The 16,491-nt window shown below is 40.9% G+C and carries 15 protein-coding genes and 1 pseudogene; 4 read left to right on the forward strand and 12 right to left on the reverse strand.

The features are described 5' to 3' along the window. Positions 1–205 (forward strand): hypothetical protein (locus VB836_RS29665; RefSeq protein ID WP_323225071.1); only part of this gene is annotated, 205 nt, incomplete at its 5' end. Between the two features lie 216 nt (positions 206–421). On the opposite strand, the gene VB836_RS29670 is transcribed toward VB836_RS29665, so the two are convergent. Both VB836_RS29670 and VB836_RS29675 read right to left on the reverse strand, forming a co-directional pair. Next, positions 422–886, reverse strand: coding sequence for a DUF1816 domain-containing protein (locus VB836_RS29670; protein WP_323225073.1), 465 nt, complete (start codon positions 884–886; stop codon positions 422–424). A gap of 467 nt (positions 887–1,353) precedes the next feature. Then, on the reverse strand, positions 1,354–3,660 hold the full coding sequence (locus tag VB836_RS29675; RefSeq protein ID WP_323225075.1) for an NACHT domain-containing protein: 2,307 nt from the start codon (positions 3,658–3,660) through the stop codon (positions 1,354–1,356). A 662-nt stretch (positions 3,661–4,322) separates the two neighbouring features. Between VB836_RS29675 and VB836_RS29680 the strand changes: the two genes are divergently transcribed. Continuing rightward, on the forward strand, positions 4,323–5,270 hold the full coding sequence (locus VB836_RS29680) for an aldo/keto reductase (protein WP_323225078.1): 948 nt from the start codon (positions 4,323–4,325) through the stop codon (positions 5,268–5,270). A gap of 516 nt (positions 5,271–5,786) precedes the next feature. Here VB836_RS29680 and VB836_RS29685 read toward each other — a convergent pair. From VB836_RS29685 to VB836_RS29695, 3 genes are all read right to left on the reverse strand, one after another. Continuing rightward, positions 5,787–7,637 (reverse strand): AAA family ATPase, encoded by a 1,851-nt coding sequence (locus VB836_RS29685; protein ID WP_046278443.1) that lies wholly within the window; start codon positions 7,635–7,637, stop codon positions 5,787–5,789. 86 nt (positions 7,638–7,723) lie between these two features. Then, positions 7,724–9,625, reverse strand: coding sequence for an ArsA family ATPase (locus VB836_RS29690; RefSeq protein ID WP_323225080.1), 1,902 nt, complete (start codon positions 9,623–9,625; stop codon positions 7,724–7,726). 12 nt (positions 9,626–9,637) lie between these two features. Continuing rightward, positions 9,638–10,321 carry a GvpL/GvpF family gas vesicle protein gene (locus tag VB836_RS29695; RefSeq protein WP_046278445.1) on the reverse strand — a complete coding sequence of 228 codons (684 nt, stop codon included), beginning with the start codon at positions 10,319–10,321 and terminating at the stop codon, positions 9,638–9,640. 144 nt (positions 10,322–10,465) lie between these two features. Here VB836_RS29695 and VB836_RS29700 point away from each other — a divergent pair, with 144 nt between their 5' ends. Further along, complete coding sequence (locus VB836_RS29700; protein ID WP_046278441.1) at positions 10,466–10,786, forward strand: gas vesicle protein; 321 nt, start codon at positions 10,466–10,468, stop codon at positions 10,784–10,786. Positions 10,787–10,983: 197 nt separating this feature from the next. On the opposite strand, the gene VB836_RS29705 is transcribed toward VB836_RS29700, so the two are convergent. From VB836_RS29705 to gvpA, 7 genes are all read right to left on the reverse strand, one after another. Further along, on the reverse strand, positions 10,984–11,235 hold the full coding sequence (locus VB836_RS29705; RefSeq protein WP_046278440.1) for a gas vesicle protein GvpG: 252 nt from the start codon (positions 11,233–11,235) through the stop codon (positions 10,984–10,986). 14 nt (positions 11,236–11,249) lie between these two features. After that, positions 11,250–11,984 (reverse strand): gas vesicle protein GvpF, encoded by a 735-nt coding sequence (gene gvpF, locus VB836_RS29710; protein WP_046278439.1) that lies wholly within the window; start codon positions 11,982–11,984, stop codon positions 11,250–11,252. A gap of 15 nt (positions 11,985–11,999) precedes the next feature. Beyond that, positions 12,000–12,476, reverse strand: coding sequence for a gas vesicle protein K (locus tag VB836_RS29715; protein ID WP_046278438.1), 477 nt, complete (start codon positions 12,474–12,476; stop codon positions 12,000–12,002). A 105-nt stretch (positions 12,477–12,581) separates the two neighbouring features. After that, positions 12,582–13,013 (reverse strand): gas vesicle protein, encoded by a 432-nt coding sequence (locus tag VB836_RS29720; RefSeq protein WP_046278437.1) that lies wholly within the window; start codon positions 13,011–13,013, stop codon positions 12,582–12,584. Positions 13,014–13,021: 8 nt separating this feature from the next. After that, on the reverse strand, positions 13,022–13,999 hold the full coding sequence (gvpN, locus tag VB836_RS29725; protein ID WP_323225085.1) for a gas vesicle protein GvpN: 978 nt from the start codon (positions 13,997–13,999) through the stop codon (positions 13,022–13,024). 386 nt (positions 14,000–14,385) lie between these two features. Next, positions 14,386–14,772, reverse strand: coding sequence for a gas vesicle protein GvpC (gene gvpC, locus VB836_RS29730; RefSeq protein ID WP_046278435.1), 387 nt, complete (start codon positions 14,770–14,772; stop codon positions 14,386–14,388). Between the two features lie 216 nt (positions 14,773–14,988). Further along, positions 14,989–15,204 carry a gas vesicle structural protein GvpA gene (gvpA, locus tag VB836_RS29735; RefSeq protein WP_002735503.1) on the reverse strand — a complete coding sequence of 72 codons (216 nt, stop codon included), beginning with the start codon at positions 15,202–15,204 and terminating at the stop codon, positions 14,989–14,991. 628 nt (positions 15,205–15,832) lie between these two features. On the opposite strand from gvpA, the pseudogene VB836_RS29740 reads away from it, so the two are divergent. Then, positions 15,833–16,188: pseudogene (locus tag VB836_RS29740) on the forward strand (RNA-guided endonuclease InsQ/TnpB family protein); the annotation flags it as partial. Positions 16,189–16,491 lie beyond the last annotated feature (303 nt).

Consider the following 16,491-nt stretch of genomic DNA (forward strand, 5'->3'; position numbering starts at 1 on the left):
ATTAAGTTTAACAATTGATACGGAGATTGTAAAAAGCGGACAGGTCGAATGCCTCGCTTTTTACCTGGGGTGTCCATGTACCTACCCCCAAATCAAAGATTATGGAGGCAGTGCTATAGCCCCCCAGCCCCCCCCCGTTAAGATAGATTTCTCACTCTTGCAAAAGGCACTCATGCAAAAGGCAATCATGCAAAAGTGGGTATAAACCCGGTTTCTAGCAGAAACCGGGTTTCTGGTTTGTACCTCATAGTTTGGCGCGAATTCCAATCTTGCAAAAAGCAATCTTGCAATAGGCAAAAAGCAACACACTGATAACTGTTCACTGTTTACCCGCCAGAATTTAAGCAGCTATCAATTTTTGATCTGCTTAAATAGATGGAATCACCGTCCGTTCACGGCGGTGAGGATGTCAATGTCTTCCCTAAACGCCTAACCAAGCTGAAACAAAACTCGAAAACTCGGAATTCACAAAATATTTCTCCATTTCTTCCTCTCTGATGGTTAGTTCTCGAGGAATTCCCCGTCGGATATCCAGACTAACAATTTGAGCATTTTCTGCTTGCAAATCATCCCAATAACCCTGAACAGATTGTTGAGCTTCGTAGCCCCCAGCAAAGGGTCCAAAATAGTAGATACATTCAGGAGATTCGGTAATAATCTCAATCCAACAGGCTAACCCCATCTTCTCTAAGTAATCCGTAAAAATTTCTTCAGCCTCATCAAAATCTTCGCTTTCAGACTCTAATGTTTCAGAAATATTCTCTGTAACTTCATCAACTTTTTGAAAAGTTTCAGTTTTCATCTGAACCTGAAACTTACAGGACATTTCTTGGGCTTTATCCTTGATATTTTGTGCGATTTTTTCAAACTGTTCTGGTGTCGGCATAACTCACCCCTGTTCTTTTGTATCGTCATAGGTTTTTTCTACGTCTTTAGTTTAACAGGAGAGGGTTTGAGATAAAGTATATACAAACGTTTGATAAGCGTATATATTGTGAAAATTGTGTTATTTACTACAAAAATTTACAGGATTTTTAGCCAATTTCTCAACTCAAAACTATTCAGTTTCCCTATCCTACCTCTGGCTAACTCTCTCTATCCCCCCTGCCCCCCTTTCAAAGGCAGGGCTGTTTCATTTTCCCAGTGAATTTGTTAGACCCCTCCCCCTCGCCCCCTCCCCTGCCAGGAGAGGGGAAAAGAATTCTTAGTATTAAATGTTTAAAAGGTCTAAACTGCTCCCCATTCCCAATAAAAAACTTTCTTCCTTTTCCCTCTCCTAACCCCCCTTTCAAAGGCAGGGCTGTTTCATTCTCGACCCGAAATTTTATGACCTAACCCCTTTTGCCTCAACCCCTACGACCACTCTCTTTGATCCAATTCATCAGTAGATAATAATAAAGAGGCTTGAATTTCAAGGCGTACAGCCTCCGTTACTTCACAGGTACTATTGAGACAATCCAGTAACAGTTGATTCGCCTTGTAATAGCATTCTAAAGTTTGCTGCTGTTGAGGACTCAAATTCCAATCTTGTTTAAAATTTCGATATTGTATAATTTTTTCTCTCAATTCCTCCATCCACATTGTATAACCTGTCTGCAACCAAGCTTGAGACTTGCTTGAATTGGGTAATAAATCTGGGAGTTGCTCTTTGAGTTTTTGCAGAGAATACTTAAAGTCTACATCGACCACAACAGTCATAACATTATCTAGGGCTTCGCTACAGGTTGGAATATTGTTAGCACTCTCCAGTTGACATTTGCTGATTAAATCATCCAATAAGGCATCTAAAAAAATACCCTGATCAAGCGTGCAAGCTAGGCTAAAATTAGGGGCTAGGTGAGGAACTTGAGTCAAACCAAAGTAAAACGCCCGAGTCGCTTCTAGGGATGGTGAAGTAACATCAATGGACTTTTGGCTGATCCAAGTTAAAAACTCTTGCAAATACGCATCTTCAGAGACTATCTGATCAATTTGTTGTTTGATTAATTCCATGAAAGTATCTGCACTCCGCAACATAGAAGCAGTTAACAAAAAGACTTCTCGCCATCGAGGTTCAGTCAGATGAGAAACCAAATTTTGCAAATCCTGTTCCACAGCCCGTAAATTATAGCCAGCCACAATTTTTCGAGCCGTAAAATATTCTTGAAATGCTAAAAAAGAAAACGAAAAAATACCATTAAATCGTTCTACTAATATTCCGTGTTGTAGTTCAATGGCTTTCAGTACCGCTTCACTATCAAGTAGCAGTTCCTCTGTCTCAGTCGAACTATTGGGTAAATCACGTAGATAATCATTAATATATTGCTGAAGCCAGTTTTTTTCAAAGAAATATTTCCCCTCTTCAAACGTTTCTGCCGCAAACTGACTGAAGAATTTCAGCTTTTGAGGGAGTAAAAAATCTTGATAGATTTCATCCCGTTCAATGCCTTTCGTTTCATCCCAGTTCCCCAAAAGTAAGTCTAGACATTGCTTATAAAATACATTTTTTTTCAGGGGGAATTTTTCATGGTAGCCAAACATCCAGCAAGCAAGATGAAGAAATAAAGGTCTGACAACCAGTTGGCGAAAGTGTAAGTTTTCGGGTTTGTTTATCTGTTCTGTGAATTTATCTGCTTGTTTTAAACCATCGGAAACATCAGTTTTTGTGAATGTCACAAACCACTTCTGAGCAAAGTTAATAATTTTTTCTTCTGTAAATGGAGCAATTTCAACATCTGTAAAGCCTCTGATCCTCAGTTCTTTTACCGCTATCCGACAGCTAACGACAAACAGATTATTTTGATATTTATCAGAAAATCGACGAATTTCTTTGACTACTTTTTGAGTATCTTGAGTAGAAACTTCATCGAGTCCATCTAGTAACAGTAGTATTCTGCCTGTATGCAGCAAAGTCATTAATATTGTCGGGTTGGTAATGTCTGAAGTGATAAACTCAGCATTAACATAGTTGTATAAGCTAAAATTTTTGTCTTCATTAGATTCATCAGCAAAATCTCTCAAGTTGATAAAAACAGGAACTCGGTTAGCCGCAAATTGACCTCGATTACATTGAATCGCTAGATGTTGTAAAAAGGTTGTTTTACCTGCTCCTGGCTTGCCTAATACTCTCAGTTTAGAGTAGGTTTTTATCGCTTGTATACTCGAGATTCTTTTCTCGTAAATATCACCTAATCCAAAACGATCAAATTCTTCTGAAGTCAGATTTTTAAGTTGCTCAATATCTATCCATTGTTTGTTAGCAATATCTTGTAAAATATCGACATCAACGTAAATATTATCTAGATTAACAGGGCGGTTCATATCTAATAATGTTAAAGTCCCACACCTGTCTTGAATTTTTTCGTAGCGTTTTGAACGCACTTTTTGAACTAAAATATTAATATCTTGATTCTTTATTTCTTCGGCAAATTCAGAGGATTTTTCTAAGATTTCAGCAGGGGGATTGTCAGCAATTTCTCGCCAATTCAGCTCAAGTAAATTGCAAATCTCTATAAAGGTATGACGTTCAATCGGTTTGCGGGTAAAAAATCTCCAGATGGGTTGACGAGTTTTGAGATTGACTTCTGATGCTAACTGATCTTGAGTCCAGCCTTTACGTGAAAATGCTTTTCTAGCTTGTATAACTCCAGCAGGGGAGGCTTTGAGTGATCGCTTCGACATTATAAAAACTCCTACATTCATCATACAAAATCGAGGCTACTCTAGGTGTATTTCTTGAGTAATCCTCTTAAAATTCGGATCAAAATCCCTCCGGTAACGTCTCAAGAAAAGATAGAATTTTCTTCAAATTTGATAAATGCAAATATATGGGCATATAAATTGATCTTATACCTTTTGACAGATGTTATTTTGTTTGAAAACGCTAGTTATACAAAATTTATATTTTTTTCCAAAATAAATGTCGGATTTCATCAGTTGCTCAACAGATCTGCGATTCCCAATGAGCCAGTCAATCGCTTCTAATCGCGGTTTAGTGATAATTTTATCTCTAGATTTTTAATCTAACCACAAATCATTAAGATTAATGTATTTTTTAATTTTTTGTAAATAACTCAAACAATTTGATTGTAAAATATACAAATCAAACGTTATGCTTAACATAATTAAAAACTCTAAAAAAAGTGAAAAACTTAGGACAATTGCTCGTTGTAGAAAACCTTAAAAAATATCAATCTTTGTATTGCGGCCAACGCCTTGTTTAAAGAAGCCGGGTTTTTTTAGAGATTTTTGTCTGCGATCGCGTCAAAATATAAAGAAAAAAGTATCTTCTTGTGACGCTTTGTACACGTTTTATGGAGCAGTATTTTACTGTGACATCCACAATGACAACCACAACACTCGGACAAACCGGAATTACCGTTCCCTCACTGTGTATAGGTACTTGGTCTTGGGGCGACAACTTCTTTTGGGACTATGGTAAAAGCTTCGGAGAGGCTGAAGTAGAAGCCGCATTTAACACCGCCCTAGAATTGGGGATCAACTTTTTCGATACCGCCGAAGTCTATGGACAGGGGTTATCTGAGGAACTCCTGGGAAAATTCATGCAAAAAACCGACAGGCCGGTGATCATGGCGACCAAATATGGCCCCTTACCCTGGCGAATTTGGGGAAACTCCGTCGCTGATGCGTTAACGGCTAGCCTGAAACGCTTACAAGTTCCTCAAGTCGCTTTATATCAAGTTCATTGGCCCTTCATCTTTTTGATGACCCAGGAAACGTTAATCAACGCCCTCGCCGATGAAGTTAAACAAGGGAGAATATTAGCCGTTGGCGTGAGCAACTATTCCGCCGACGAAATGGAACTCGCCCATCAAATATTAGCTCGGCGGGGTATTCCATTAGCCACAAATCAAGTTAAATACTCCTTACTCAACCGCAAAATCGAACAAAAGGGAATTTTAGATCGGGCGCGTCAGTTAGGCGTGACGTTATTAGCTTATAGTCCCCTCGCCCAAGGACTACTCACCGGAAAATATACCCCCAGTAACCCGCCTGTCGGTGGACGAAAGATGGACTCTCGTTTCTCCCAAGCGGGTTTAGAAAAAATCGAACCAGTGATGTCTGTGGTGCGTCAAATAGCCACCAAATATCAACGTACCCCCGCTCAAGTGGCGTTAAACTGGATAAATGCTCAAACGGGAGTCATTGCGATCGCAGGAGCTAAAAACGCCGCTCAAGTCAAAGATGATGCAGGGGCTTTAGGTTGGGAAATGAGCCAAGCCGAACTCACTGAACTCGAACAAGTCAGCCGCCCTTGGCTTTTACAGTGATCAGTATTGTAGGGGCGGGTTCCACCCAAATCTATGTTTCCTATCGATCACTGAGATCAACCCGCCCTGAATAGTCAGGAATTGTCGGGGTAATTGATGAATTACCCCGACCAGTTACGGTGGCGAAGCGTAGAGCAAGCGCATTTTAATCGGGGGATTGCTCTGCGAGCGCAGCCCATTTTATTTGGCAGTGAAAAAGATTAGCAATGATATTTTGACATCCTCTCCGTCGTAAACAACGGAGATTCCAAACATCACTATTTGGGCTTCCTCTTTCTACGAGTTGACTTACTCGGTTGGGTTTCCCCGTCCAAGCAGAGATCAGTCTCTCGGGAGGCGTTGATTTCCGTCTGCCCGACGGTATTTTCAAAACAGATATTCAATCGAGCCACGATAAACTATTGTAGCACAAAAATAATCCGTCGTAAACGACCTTGCTCTAAACCTGCTTCTCTTGGTAATCTCTGATTCGGTCTTAGAGGTTCAACAACAAGTTCATTCTGGAGCAGAAAAACATCAAGTTGCACGCTGTTCAACTAAAACTTGGTAAGCATGATTAAAATCATCCATTGTAATCCGAATATCAGCCGGAACGGTCATTCCCTGATGTCGATAACGGCGAATTGCCATCACTGCGGCTTGGTTAGATAACAAAGCCAAATCTGCCCCATTCCAGCCTTCCGTTGCTTCCGCCCAAGAGCCTAAATCCACATCTTGTAAAGGACGTTCCTGATTATGGACTTGTAGAATGGCTAAACGACTGGAACTATTGGGTAAATCAACCTTTAACTGCAAATCTAAGCGTCCTGCCCGGAGTAAAGCTGGGTCTAAAGCATCTGGGCGATTAGTGGCTCCAATCACTAAAATCGTCGCCCCCGTTTGCAACCCATCTAACTCGGTTAATATTTGTCCGACAACCCGGTCACTCACCCCCGAATCCCCACTGTAACGGCCTCTGGCAGGGGCTAAGGTATCAATTTCATCAATAAACACCACACAAGGAGCCGCTTGTCGAGCTTTAGCAAATAACTCCCGTACCGCCTGTTCACTGGCTCCCACCCATTTACTCAGGAGTTCCGGCCCATTAATACTAATAAAATTCGCTCGCGCCTGAGATGCAACGGCTTTTGCCAATAAAGTTTTCCCCGTTCCCGGTGGCCCCCAAAGCAAAATGCCTTTCGGGGCTTGAGCTTTGGTTTGTGAATATAATTGGGGATGGAGCAAAGCCCCTTCCACAGATTCCTGTAAGGTTTGTTTAATTTGTTCCAGTCCGCCAATATTCTCCCAAGCCACATGGGGAGATTCCACTTCCACAGACCGTAACACGGCGGGTTTAACTTCTTTAAGTGCTTGTAAAAAGTCTGCTTGACTCACCGTCATGGTTTCTGGAATTTTGGCTTCCAGGGTAGGAACCTGACGCCGCAAAGCACTATAGGCAGCTTTTTGACAAACCGCTTTTAAATCAGCCCCCACAAATCCCACCGCATTATCGGCGATTAGCTCTAAGGAAACCGATTCATCCAAGGGCATAGAACGGGTAAGAATTTGGAGGATTTCTAAACGTCCATTGCGGTCGGGGACACGGAACTGCACTTCTCGGTCAAAGCGTCCCGGACGGCGTAAGGCAGGGTCAAGATGGTCAGGACGGTTAGTCGCAGCGAGAAGAATCACCCCTTGAGTTTGAGCAAAGCCATCCATTAAACTCAACAGTTGGGCAACCAGTCGTTTTTCCACTTCCCCTTCCACTTTGCTGCGGTCGGGTGCTATGCTATCAATTTCGTCAATAAACACAATACAAGGGGCATTTTTAGCCGCTTTCTCAAAAATTCCCCGTAGTCGTTGTTCGGCTTCCCCATAATATTTACTCATCACCTCTGGCCCCACTAAGGCAATATAGTTAACGCCGAGTTCTTCTGCTAAGGCGCGGGCGGTCAGGGTTTTGCCGGTTCCAGGGGGGCCAACTAAGAGAACGCCACGAGTAGGTTCGAGTCCTAATTTGGCTAACAAGTCGGGGCGTTTTAGGGGAATGGCAATCAGTTCTTTGAGTTCTTTTAGAACTTCTGCCAATCCACCAACATCTTTGAGGGAGGCGGTTGTCGGTTCCTCAGAGGGGGGCATGATAGTGTCTCCAAATCCTGAATCGGCGGGGGAAGATGGGCTATTGCGATTCACCTCAAAATCACCCCCACCAGAACTTCCTGGACGGGGAATGCCGCCTGGACGGGGAATGCCACCAGAACGGGGAATATTGCTCAAGGGACGAGAACTAAACTGCACTTCAGTTTTAATTTCTCCTTTTTCAATTTTTTCTTCCAAGGTCTTCGCCAGTTCAACCAATTGCTCAAAACCTTTGAATAAGTCTGTCATAAAATTTCTCCTGAATCAATTGAAGGATAGGGGCTGGGGGAAGGATGAGGTTAAGGCATCTAAGGTTAAACACCGACGAGATGCCGTTAAAACAAAAGATCCGCCGCCCCTTTCACTCGGTCTAGCGCTTTCACTGACCGAGGTAAACTAGGTAAGCGAATCAGCATTTGCTCGGGAAATAAATCCCGATCAATTTCCTCATCGGTTTGATAGCGGTTCTGCACGACATAACGTTGATAGACTCCCATTTTTTTCAACGATGCGGTTAATCGAACTTGTTCGGCAATAATAGCATCTTGGGCTTGCAGAACCCCAATAAATTCGGTATGTTGGGGGTCTTTTAATTTTTTCTGAGCTTGCATCACCTGTTGCCTTAAGGTTCGCAATCGTCCCATTAAATCTAAACGTCCTAATACATTTTGATACTTCATCCACAGTTTAAAAATCCACGCTAACCAATCTCCTAAAGCCGTTGGCATTTCTAAAAAACGCAGAAGATGGCCTGTAGGTGCTGTATCTAAAATAATCAGATCTTGTTGTTTTTGGTCTAATAAATCCATCACCGTTACTAACGATAACATTTCATCAATTCCGGGTAAGGATTGAGCTACAATTTGTCGCCAAGCTTCAGGAGTATAAGCAAGTTTGATAACTCCGTCTTCTTTTCCTTCACCGCTAATCATTTCTGCCAGTTCCCACAGATAATCATCCCTAAATTTTTCTAAAATGATATCCGCATCGACTTCTTGACCACTTAAATTATCTGTTAAGGCACTGGGTTGATGTCCTAATTTCTCTCCAAAAGCATCTCCTAAAGAATGGGCGGGATCAATAGAAATAATTCTAATTTTTTGCTCGGGATGACGATGAGCTAGCCCCCAACCAATGGCAGCCGCAACCGTAGTTTTTCCGACACCTCCTTTACCTCCAATAATAATCAGTTGACGTTTTTCGGTGATAAAATCACTAAAAATCGGGAGAATTTTTTGCGGCCATTGAATTTCAGGCGGGGGAATTAATTCTACGGTTTCGAGAGTTTTAATTTGGCTCATAATCTGATCTAACGCTTCACCGCCCAGGGGTTCCGTTGATTGTTGGGGAAGAGTAAAAATCTCTTCTTGACTGGGAATTTTGAGGAATTTTTCGAGGATTTCTTGTTGCTCGCTATAGCGATCTAAATTTAGAGTTTTCTGGCTGATAATCCGATTAATAAATAAGCCACCGCAGGGAATATTTAAGTTATGCAAGCTATTGATTAATCGTTCAGTTTCTAATAAACTCATGGGTTCGGCAATTGCCACGATTAAACAAATGGTGAAGTGGGAATCTTGCAGCAGTTTCTTCCCTTCGGTTAATTCCGCTTTCATTTTGACCAAGAAGTCATCAACTTCATCGGTATTGTAGGTTTTTGAGAAGGTTTGGGAAATAACGCGATGTTTCTTTTGAAATAATTCTAAAGAATTTAAAATAATCTCTAAAAAGTCTTTGATTCCTAATAGATTTAAGGTATGACCGGAGGGAGCCATATCAACGACTATTCGATCTATAATATTTTCTGCCAGTAATCGTTGAATTTCTAATAGCCCCATAATTTCATCTAAACCGGGCCAGTCTAAATCCCAAACGGGGCTTAAATCTTGCCCTTCCACAAAGCTGCCGCGTTCAACTAAAAGTTCTAAATATTTTCCGTATTTTTCTTTAAATTCTAAGAGTAATTTTCCCGCATCTAACGCCCTAACTTTTAAGTTAGGCAAGTCGTCTAAGGGTAAGGCTTCATCGCTGACTTGAGTTTGTAATACATCTCCTAAAGAATGGGCCGGATCGGTTGAGATTAATAGGATTTGTTCATCGGGAAATAATTTAGCCCAACGGCGGGCAAACCCACAGGAAAGGGTCGTTTTTCCGACTCCTCCTTTGCCACTAAACATGACCAAATGGCGGGAGTCATAACGGTTAAGGAGGTTGTTGACCGAGTTAAAATTATTCATACAGAAACTCAGTTAAATAAAGTGATAGGGTGGAGAAACTTGTCCTAATTGTAATTCCCAACGGGGACAAGCTTTTTGCCAATTTAAGAACTGATCGGTTAGTAAATATTCATCTTTAAATTTGACTAAAAGATAAATTCTTGATTCGGCTTCAGTCGAAGCAATAATAATCGTTGATGGATAGCTCTCTGTCACTAAATGAACGATATTTTGCCATTCAGCTCCTTGGAGAATATCAAAGTTTTGTTGGGCTTGATAGTGCTGTTTTTTAGCTAAAAAATATTGTCTTCCTCCCAAATCTGGGGATAGCACAGGTTCCTGTAGCTTACGCGGAATACATTTTAAAAGATATTCCCCTTTTCCCTCGAGTTGTTCGATTTTGTCTTGGTATTCTTGGGCATTAGAATTGAGATGGATGAGTAAATTTTTAGCCTCTATAAACGAGATGCCAAAACGTAAGGGTAAAACAGTCGTTTGCTGAAACAATTCGTAGATTACCCGATCATGACATAAAACGGCTTGAATCAAGCATTCTTCATCATTTTGTAAGGTGTCTAAACAGACTTCGGGTTCAACTACGGCTGAGAGAGTACCAGAAGTTATCAGTAACACGGGGTTGGTAATTCCAACAGGTAATTTTAATTTTTCTGTTGGGGTTTTTAAAAAAGCGTAAGTATATAAATTATACAATTTCATAGGACTCATCCAAGGAAAAATTCAAAACTTTTACAAATCTTTGTATCGGAGTGTTAAATTTTTGTTTGAGGTCTTTTTTAAGAAAGCCATGTACAACACTCAATTCTTCGCTATAATAAGATTATAAACTATTGAGGAATTGTTATGGCAAACCATCGTCTTCCCAGCCCAATTAAACCTAAGATTAGCACCATGCCTCGGAATAAATCTGAAGCATCTCAGCAACTTGAACTTTATAAGTTGATTACTGAAAAACAACGCATCCAAAAAGAATTAAAATTTATGGATCAGCGCATTCAGCAGTTAGAAAATCGTCTAACGGTTCTGAATCATCAAATTGAGAGTACAGAACAGAATATCCAAGATTTGCGTCAAGCTAATCCCAATGTCCCTAAAATGCTTCATCCTTCTAAACCTGTTGCTCACTCCTCCAATAATTTTCAAGCCTTTGAGCTGGAATATTAAGGCTTAAGAAAGAGCGGGTTAAACTTGAGGGGATTCCTCGAATTCTTGATCTTGTAAAACCCGCCTTTACCAAGAAAAGTTATGAGAGAAAAAAATATCCGATCTCTAGCTAGTATCAATAAAGTTTGAAAACGCAAGAGTAGGATAATGAATCAAACAATCGTTTTGATTTTTTCTACTCATAAATTTTTGAGAGATTATTCAGACTGGTTTTCTACAGACTCTTCTTCTAAGGCTTGAATTTTTAATAACAGTTCTTCTTCCTGAATTTCAAACTCTTCCTCAGAAATATCGCCCATATCATAAGCCAGTTGTAAGGATAATAACAGTTTGTGCAAATTTTCGGTGTCATCATATTCGGTGTTTGCACGCTCCTGAATTTTCTCCCCGATCCACATCAAACCCCCAATCGGTCCAGTAATCGGCAAGCATAAAAGATCAAAAAACATAAGTTATAATCTCCTTACACGAGTTGAGCAAAGGTATAGGGTGCTGTTAAATTGTTATAGCGAATTCGCAAGCGATCTCCAAATTTTTGGTCAATTGCTTCGACTTTTTGGCTAAATTCAGGTTCTTGATCCCAAGGAATTAAATAGGCGGCGTTGTAAATCATATCATCCGTCATCGGATCATTTTCTACAACCTCTTGAGTTGCATCGTTTAAGTTATCCCGAAACACTTGAATAATGTCTTGTTTCCGTTGGAATAAACTATTTTCAATCAGTTGACCAATATGGATAATTTCTTCCATCGTCAGGTTTTTACCGATCATGGCATCCCGTTGCTGTTTTAACTCCTGGTTAACTTCCAGAATTCTTTGTAATTCAGACTGGCTATCCCAAAAAATCTTAATGCTAACTTCTCGTTTTCCTGACAATTTGGCAAATAAATCCTTGAGTTGATCCTGGTAAGGAACAATCAATTGTTGTGTTACCGTTTCCCAGGTTTTGATAACCAATCCAAAACGTAACGGTAGCAGGGTGCGAAATCCTGCTTCCATAACATTTTCTAAGACTGTTTCATGGCAAATTAAATGGCGACGGGAAGCTAAATATTTTTCTTTATGAGCCAGAGAGTAGAGAAAACTAAATCCCGAAATGAATTCACTATGAACCGGTTCCTTATCAATCCCTTCCAAAACCATTTCATCCGGAATTTTCTCGGGAAATATTCCATATAAATAAAGACCCATAGTCATAAATAATCTCCAAAATTAAATAGGCTGAGATGTTAACACTAACCGAAGCTTTAGATGAATTAAATCAAGTTGTGCTAAACCTATATCGACATTTCCTTCGACGACAACTCCAGTATTTAAAAGTCGGTCAACCAATTCCAAAATTGAAGAAGGATTGGCACTACTTTCTCCTGGATAATAGCTTCCTGGAGTGGGTAAAAGGCTACCCAATTCTCCAAGATCGATATTTAACTCCTTCGGATCGACTTCAAAAATTGTACACAAATGTAGAATTTGTTCTTGTAATTTTTGGAGACTTTCTGCGGCTCTATCTAAATCTGAATCGCTGAGAGTTCCCCCTTCCAATCGGCGAATAATTTGAGCTTCTAGCAACTGGCGTACCAGTTCTACCACAGTTAAAAGTAAAGGTGCTAAACCCGCTTTACTCTTATTTTCTGAAGAGGTAGGTAAAAGCTCATTATCCGAATTACAAGGTGTGCAAACAAGTGTCATAATCGAAGCTAGTGAATTTGTTTTTGACGGTGAAGTTCAAGTGTAGAACTTCGCAAACTTGAAATTTTATCTAAGTTCAAATGACGGAAGATACTCTCTAACTTGTTAGGATTTAAGCCGGGGATTTTTTGGCTTTTTGGGATGTGCTTTACCGTTCGGGTTGGAATCATGGTTTTCTATTGCACTCGCTTGGGTTAAGGATTTTAAGGTTTGAAGTTCGGTTTCTAGAGTCTGAAGTCGGCGTGAAAGTTCTTGATTTTCTGCTAATAAAGTTTGGGATTGGCTATGGAGATAGGGATCACCTTCCCACCAATTAATTCCTATTTCCCGTGCTTTATCAACAGAGGAAATTAACAGACGAATGCGGATATGCAGGAGTTCTGTCGTGGCGATCGCAACAGAAATATCGCCAGCAATCACAATTCCTTTATCTAAAACTCGTTCAAGGACATCCGCTAAACTTGAACCTTGAGTCGCCGTTGTTAGGGTGTTATTTGAGTGGGTTTTAATCGGTGAGGCAGAAGTAGAGAAAGTCATGGTTGGTTTCACTCAAAAGGATCGGGAGGCAACGCGCTTGCAACTGGACTATCTGTTGGCTCTAAACCCGGTAAGGATTCCGTTGGCTTTTCGTTCAGAATTTCCCATAAAATGGTTGTCGATTCACCAATGGATAAATTGCTCCGTGATAAGAGAACATCTGCACAAATATCCCGGAAATCTGCTTGCTCGGGGGTGGCAATAATATCGTGTTCAGCGCAGACTTTGGCAATTATTAAACAAGATCGCAAACCCGACGTTTTTTCGGCGGCAGTTTTCAGACGGAATGTTTTGACGAGGTTCACAATAAATAAAGCATCTTCTCGACGAATTCCTGTTTTTTGGGCTAGGATTTCAGTCTGAGTCAGTTCATCGGGTTCGGGCATACTAATCGTTACTAACCGATCCATTAAGGCATCTTGAGTCGAATGAACTCCACAATATTCTTCTGGATTGGAGGTAAAAATTGCCCGAAATTGAGAATGGACTTGCAGATAGTCGGGTTGATTACTACTCGGTGGCAGGGTGAGGATTTTTTCTTCTAAGGCGGAGAGTAAAACGTTGTTGACTTCCGGTCGAGAACGGTTGAACTCGTCATAAACTAACGTAAATCCTTCTCGACAAGCCATTGTAAATCGAGAATCTACCCAATTGTGTTTGAGTTCGTCCTCAACTTTGAGAACGCTGTGGATATAGTTATCCATCAGTTTTTTATGGGTATAACCGGACTGACTCCCAATTAAATCTGAACTAGTGAAGTCATCATCTCCGAAAAGAAGCATCACAGGTCTGGCTAAAGAATTGGCGAGGTGCATTGCCAGTGTGGTTTTACCGGTTCCTGCTGGGCCACGCAAATGAATGGAAAAACCAGAGTGTAAGTAACGTAATGCCCGGGTTGCCATTTGATGGATCGACGGTGTGATGACAAATTGACCAGGGCGAAGGCGGAGAACGGATCTTCTTGTTTGATGTTCAACAACTGTCATGGTGGAAATTCAGTAAATGTCAATGAATTTGAGCAGTGAAGAAAGCTCACAACTTGCAATAAAGATGTGCTAGTTTGTAAAAACAGTGCTATACTTAGGTTATCTACAGGTTTTAGGAATCTGTAGGCGGTAAGACTAGCCGTTATTGCCTGCTAATGGTAAAAAGTAACTAGCACTTTATTTGCAGGAATCCTGAATCCGTAAGGACAGGAGTTCTACTTCTAAATTGAGTTTAGGATCTCAAAGAAGCAGAATTAGTCACACATGGTGTAAAACCTAAAACTCATTGTTGTATTTTAATGATAACCCTCTAGTTTAGCTGGCAAAAAAGCGACTAGAGGGTTTTTTACTCTAGCCTTGATTCGGGTTAGAACGAACCTAGAGAATTATTTTCCAAAAACACAGATAGACAACTCTTGACGAAATTGACGCAAATTTTGTTTTTGCTGCTTCGCTTGAGCTAGACGTTCTTTTTGGGTGGCTGTTAAAAACATCCGATTTTCTTGTTGCAAGTTTTTGTGAAATTTGCGGAGGAAAATCGCTTGTTTTTGAGCTTGAGACAGACGTTCTTGTTGGATAGCTGTTAAAAACATCCGATTTTCTTGGTGCAAATTTTTGTGAAATTGGCGGAGGAAAATCGCTTGATCTTCAGCTTTTTGTTGTCTTTCAAGTTGGACATCCGACAGAAAAGTTTGGACATCTAGGCAGAGTTCAGCCACTTCTTCAGCGATTGATGAACGCTCCTGTCGGAATTTTTCCATGAGACCAGTCATGGGGGGTTCTCCTCAATAACACTAATTCATGGGTTAACCCCACTCACCAGCCGAAACATTGACAGCAACTGGGGTTAATAAAAGAAACACCTGCCTGCTTTTCCCGCACCCTTATCGTAGGAAGTTTTCCGAAAGTTCGGGGGTTCAAGAAAAGCAGACACCGATTGAGAATTTCAAGATTCTTCAATCTCGCAATTGAAGAATCTATATCAATTCTTAGGCAGGAACCGCAGCCGATTGAGTCAGACCAACAGCTTCAGCATATTTCAGGTAGGTTTCAACAGAAGCGATCACGACTCGGGCTTCAATTGCCAATAATTCAATTCCCACAAGAGACACACGAGCCCAAGCATCAATAACAATCCCTTTATCAAGGATGCGATCAATAACTTCAGCCAAACTAGAGGAAGAATTGGTTTTTTCGACAGCCATGGTTTTGTACCTTTTTCTCATTGTTGATTTGGATTTCATTTGGGCTTAGGAATTTGTTTTTTCTTTTGCCCTCCTGATGTTTGAATAATATCAATTTTTTTTCTTCTTTGTCAATACTTTTTTCCATTTTTTTTATTTCAAAATGTAAACCTATTTTTATTTCAAAATGTAAACCTATTTTTGTTTCACAATGTAAAGGGATTCAGTGAATTCACGGATGTTTTGATCGAAATACGATAATGATCAACAGTAAATTCCGATTCAAAGGTTAAGAAAAAAATTTTGCCTACCCACTGCAAAACTGTTGTGTTAATAAGTGAAAACAGGGGAACAGGTCAGGTTATTAACCGAGGACACCTTAGAGACTATCAAACCGACGTTGGCGGATTTGGCGGAAGCTTCCGTGATTTTGGCACCAGACCAGGATAAACCTCCAGTTCACTTACTGAATCCGAGCCATGTACCCTTTTGTTAAAGACTTGAATTCCCACGCTTGCCAGGCGTCTGTAGAACGGTGTTGGTCGGCTATTGCTAGATTCTTTGATAAGCGCAAAAAGGATTGATGGTAAGCCCGATAGATTGACTTGCCTCTCCCGCCCCACCCACGAGGGGATGGGGAATTCCCGGCAATCTTGTTAAAAACCACTGTCTAGCTAAGTCGATTAATGATGCGGGTTGGTATCAATTCAGGAAATGGTTAGAGTCTTTTGGCAGCAAGTTTGGTCGGGTAACGGTTGCTGTTAACCCGGTTTATACCTCCCAAAACTGCTCAAATTGTGGAACAACAGTTAAAAAATCTCTATCAACTCGAACTCATATTTGTCGGTGTGGATGCGAGTTAGATAGAGATCATAACGCCGCAATCAATATACTGAATTCTGCCTTGAGTACGGTAGGGATACGGTCACTTGGATCTTAGATCCTCACGCTACCCTTCGGGAACGCCTGCGGCGAACAGGAGATTTGTCCTCTACTGTGATATAGCAGAGAAAGAGTTGATTAGGACACTGTTTTTCTGTCAAATCCTTTTATGATAAAGGTTTCAATTCTGTCTCCTGTCTCGGTGAGGCAGTGCGGACTTGGCGGTTTCCGTCGAGAGCGAAGCGTCTCCGAAGGAGATGGAGCAACTGCCTATCCCGTTGGGTGTCTCCTGATTTCTGCTATCTTAAATGTCAAAAGAGGACTCCCGTTAGAGCCTTCGGCTTAACGGCGAGATGAATTTTGACCAACAAAGAAAACTGAGCGAAGCGAATCCTACATGGCTTGGCATACTTGTGTAGAACAGGC

It is taken from the genome of Limnoraphis robusta BA-68 BA1, from assembly GCF_034932365.1.
Lineage (GTDB): Bacteria > Cyanobacteriota > Cyanobacteriia > Cyanobacteriales > Microcoleaceae > Capilliphycus > Capilliphycus robustus.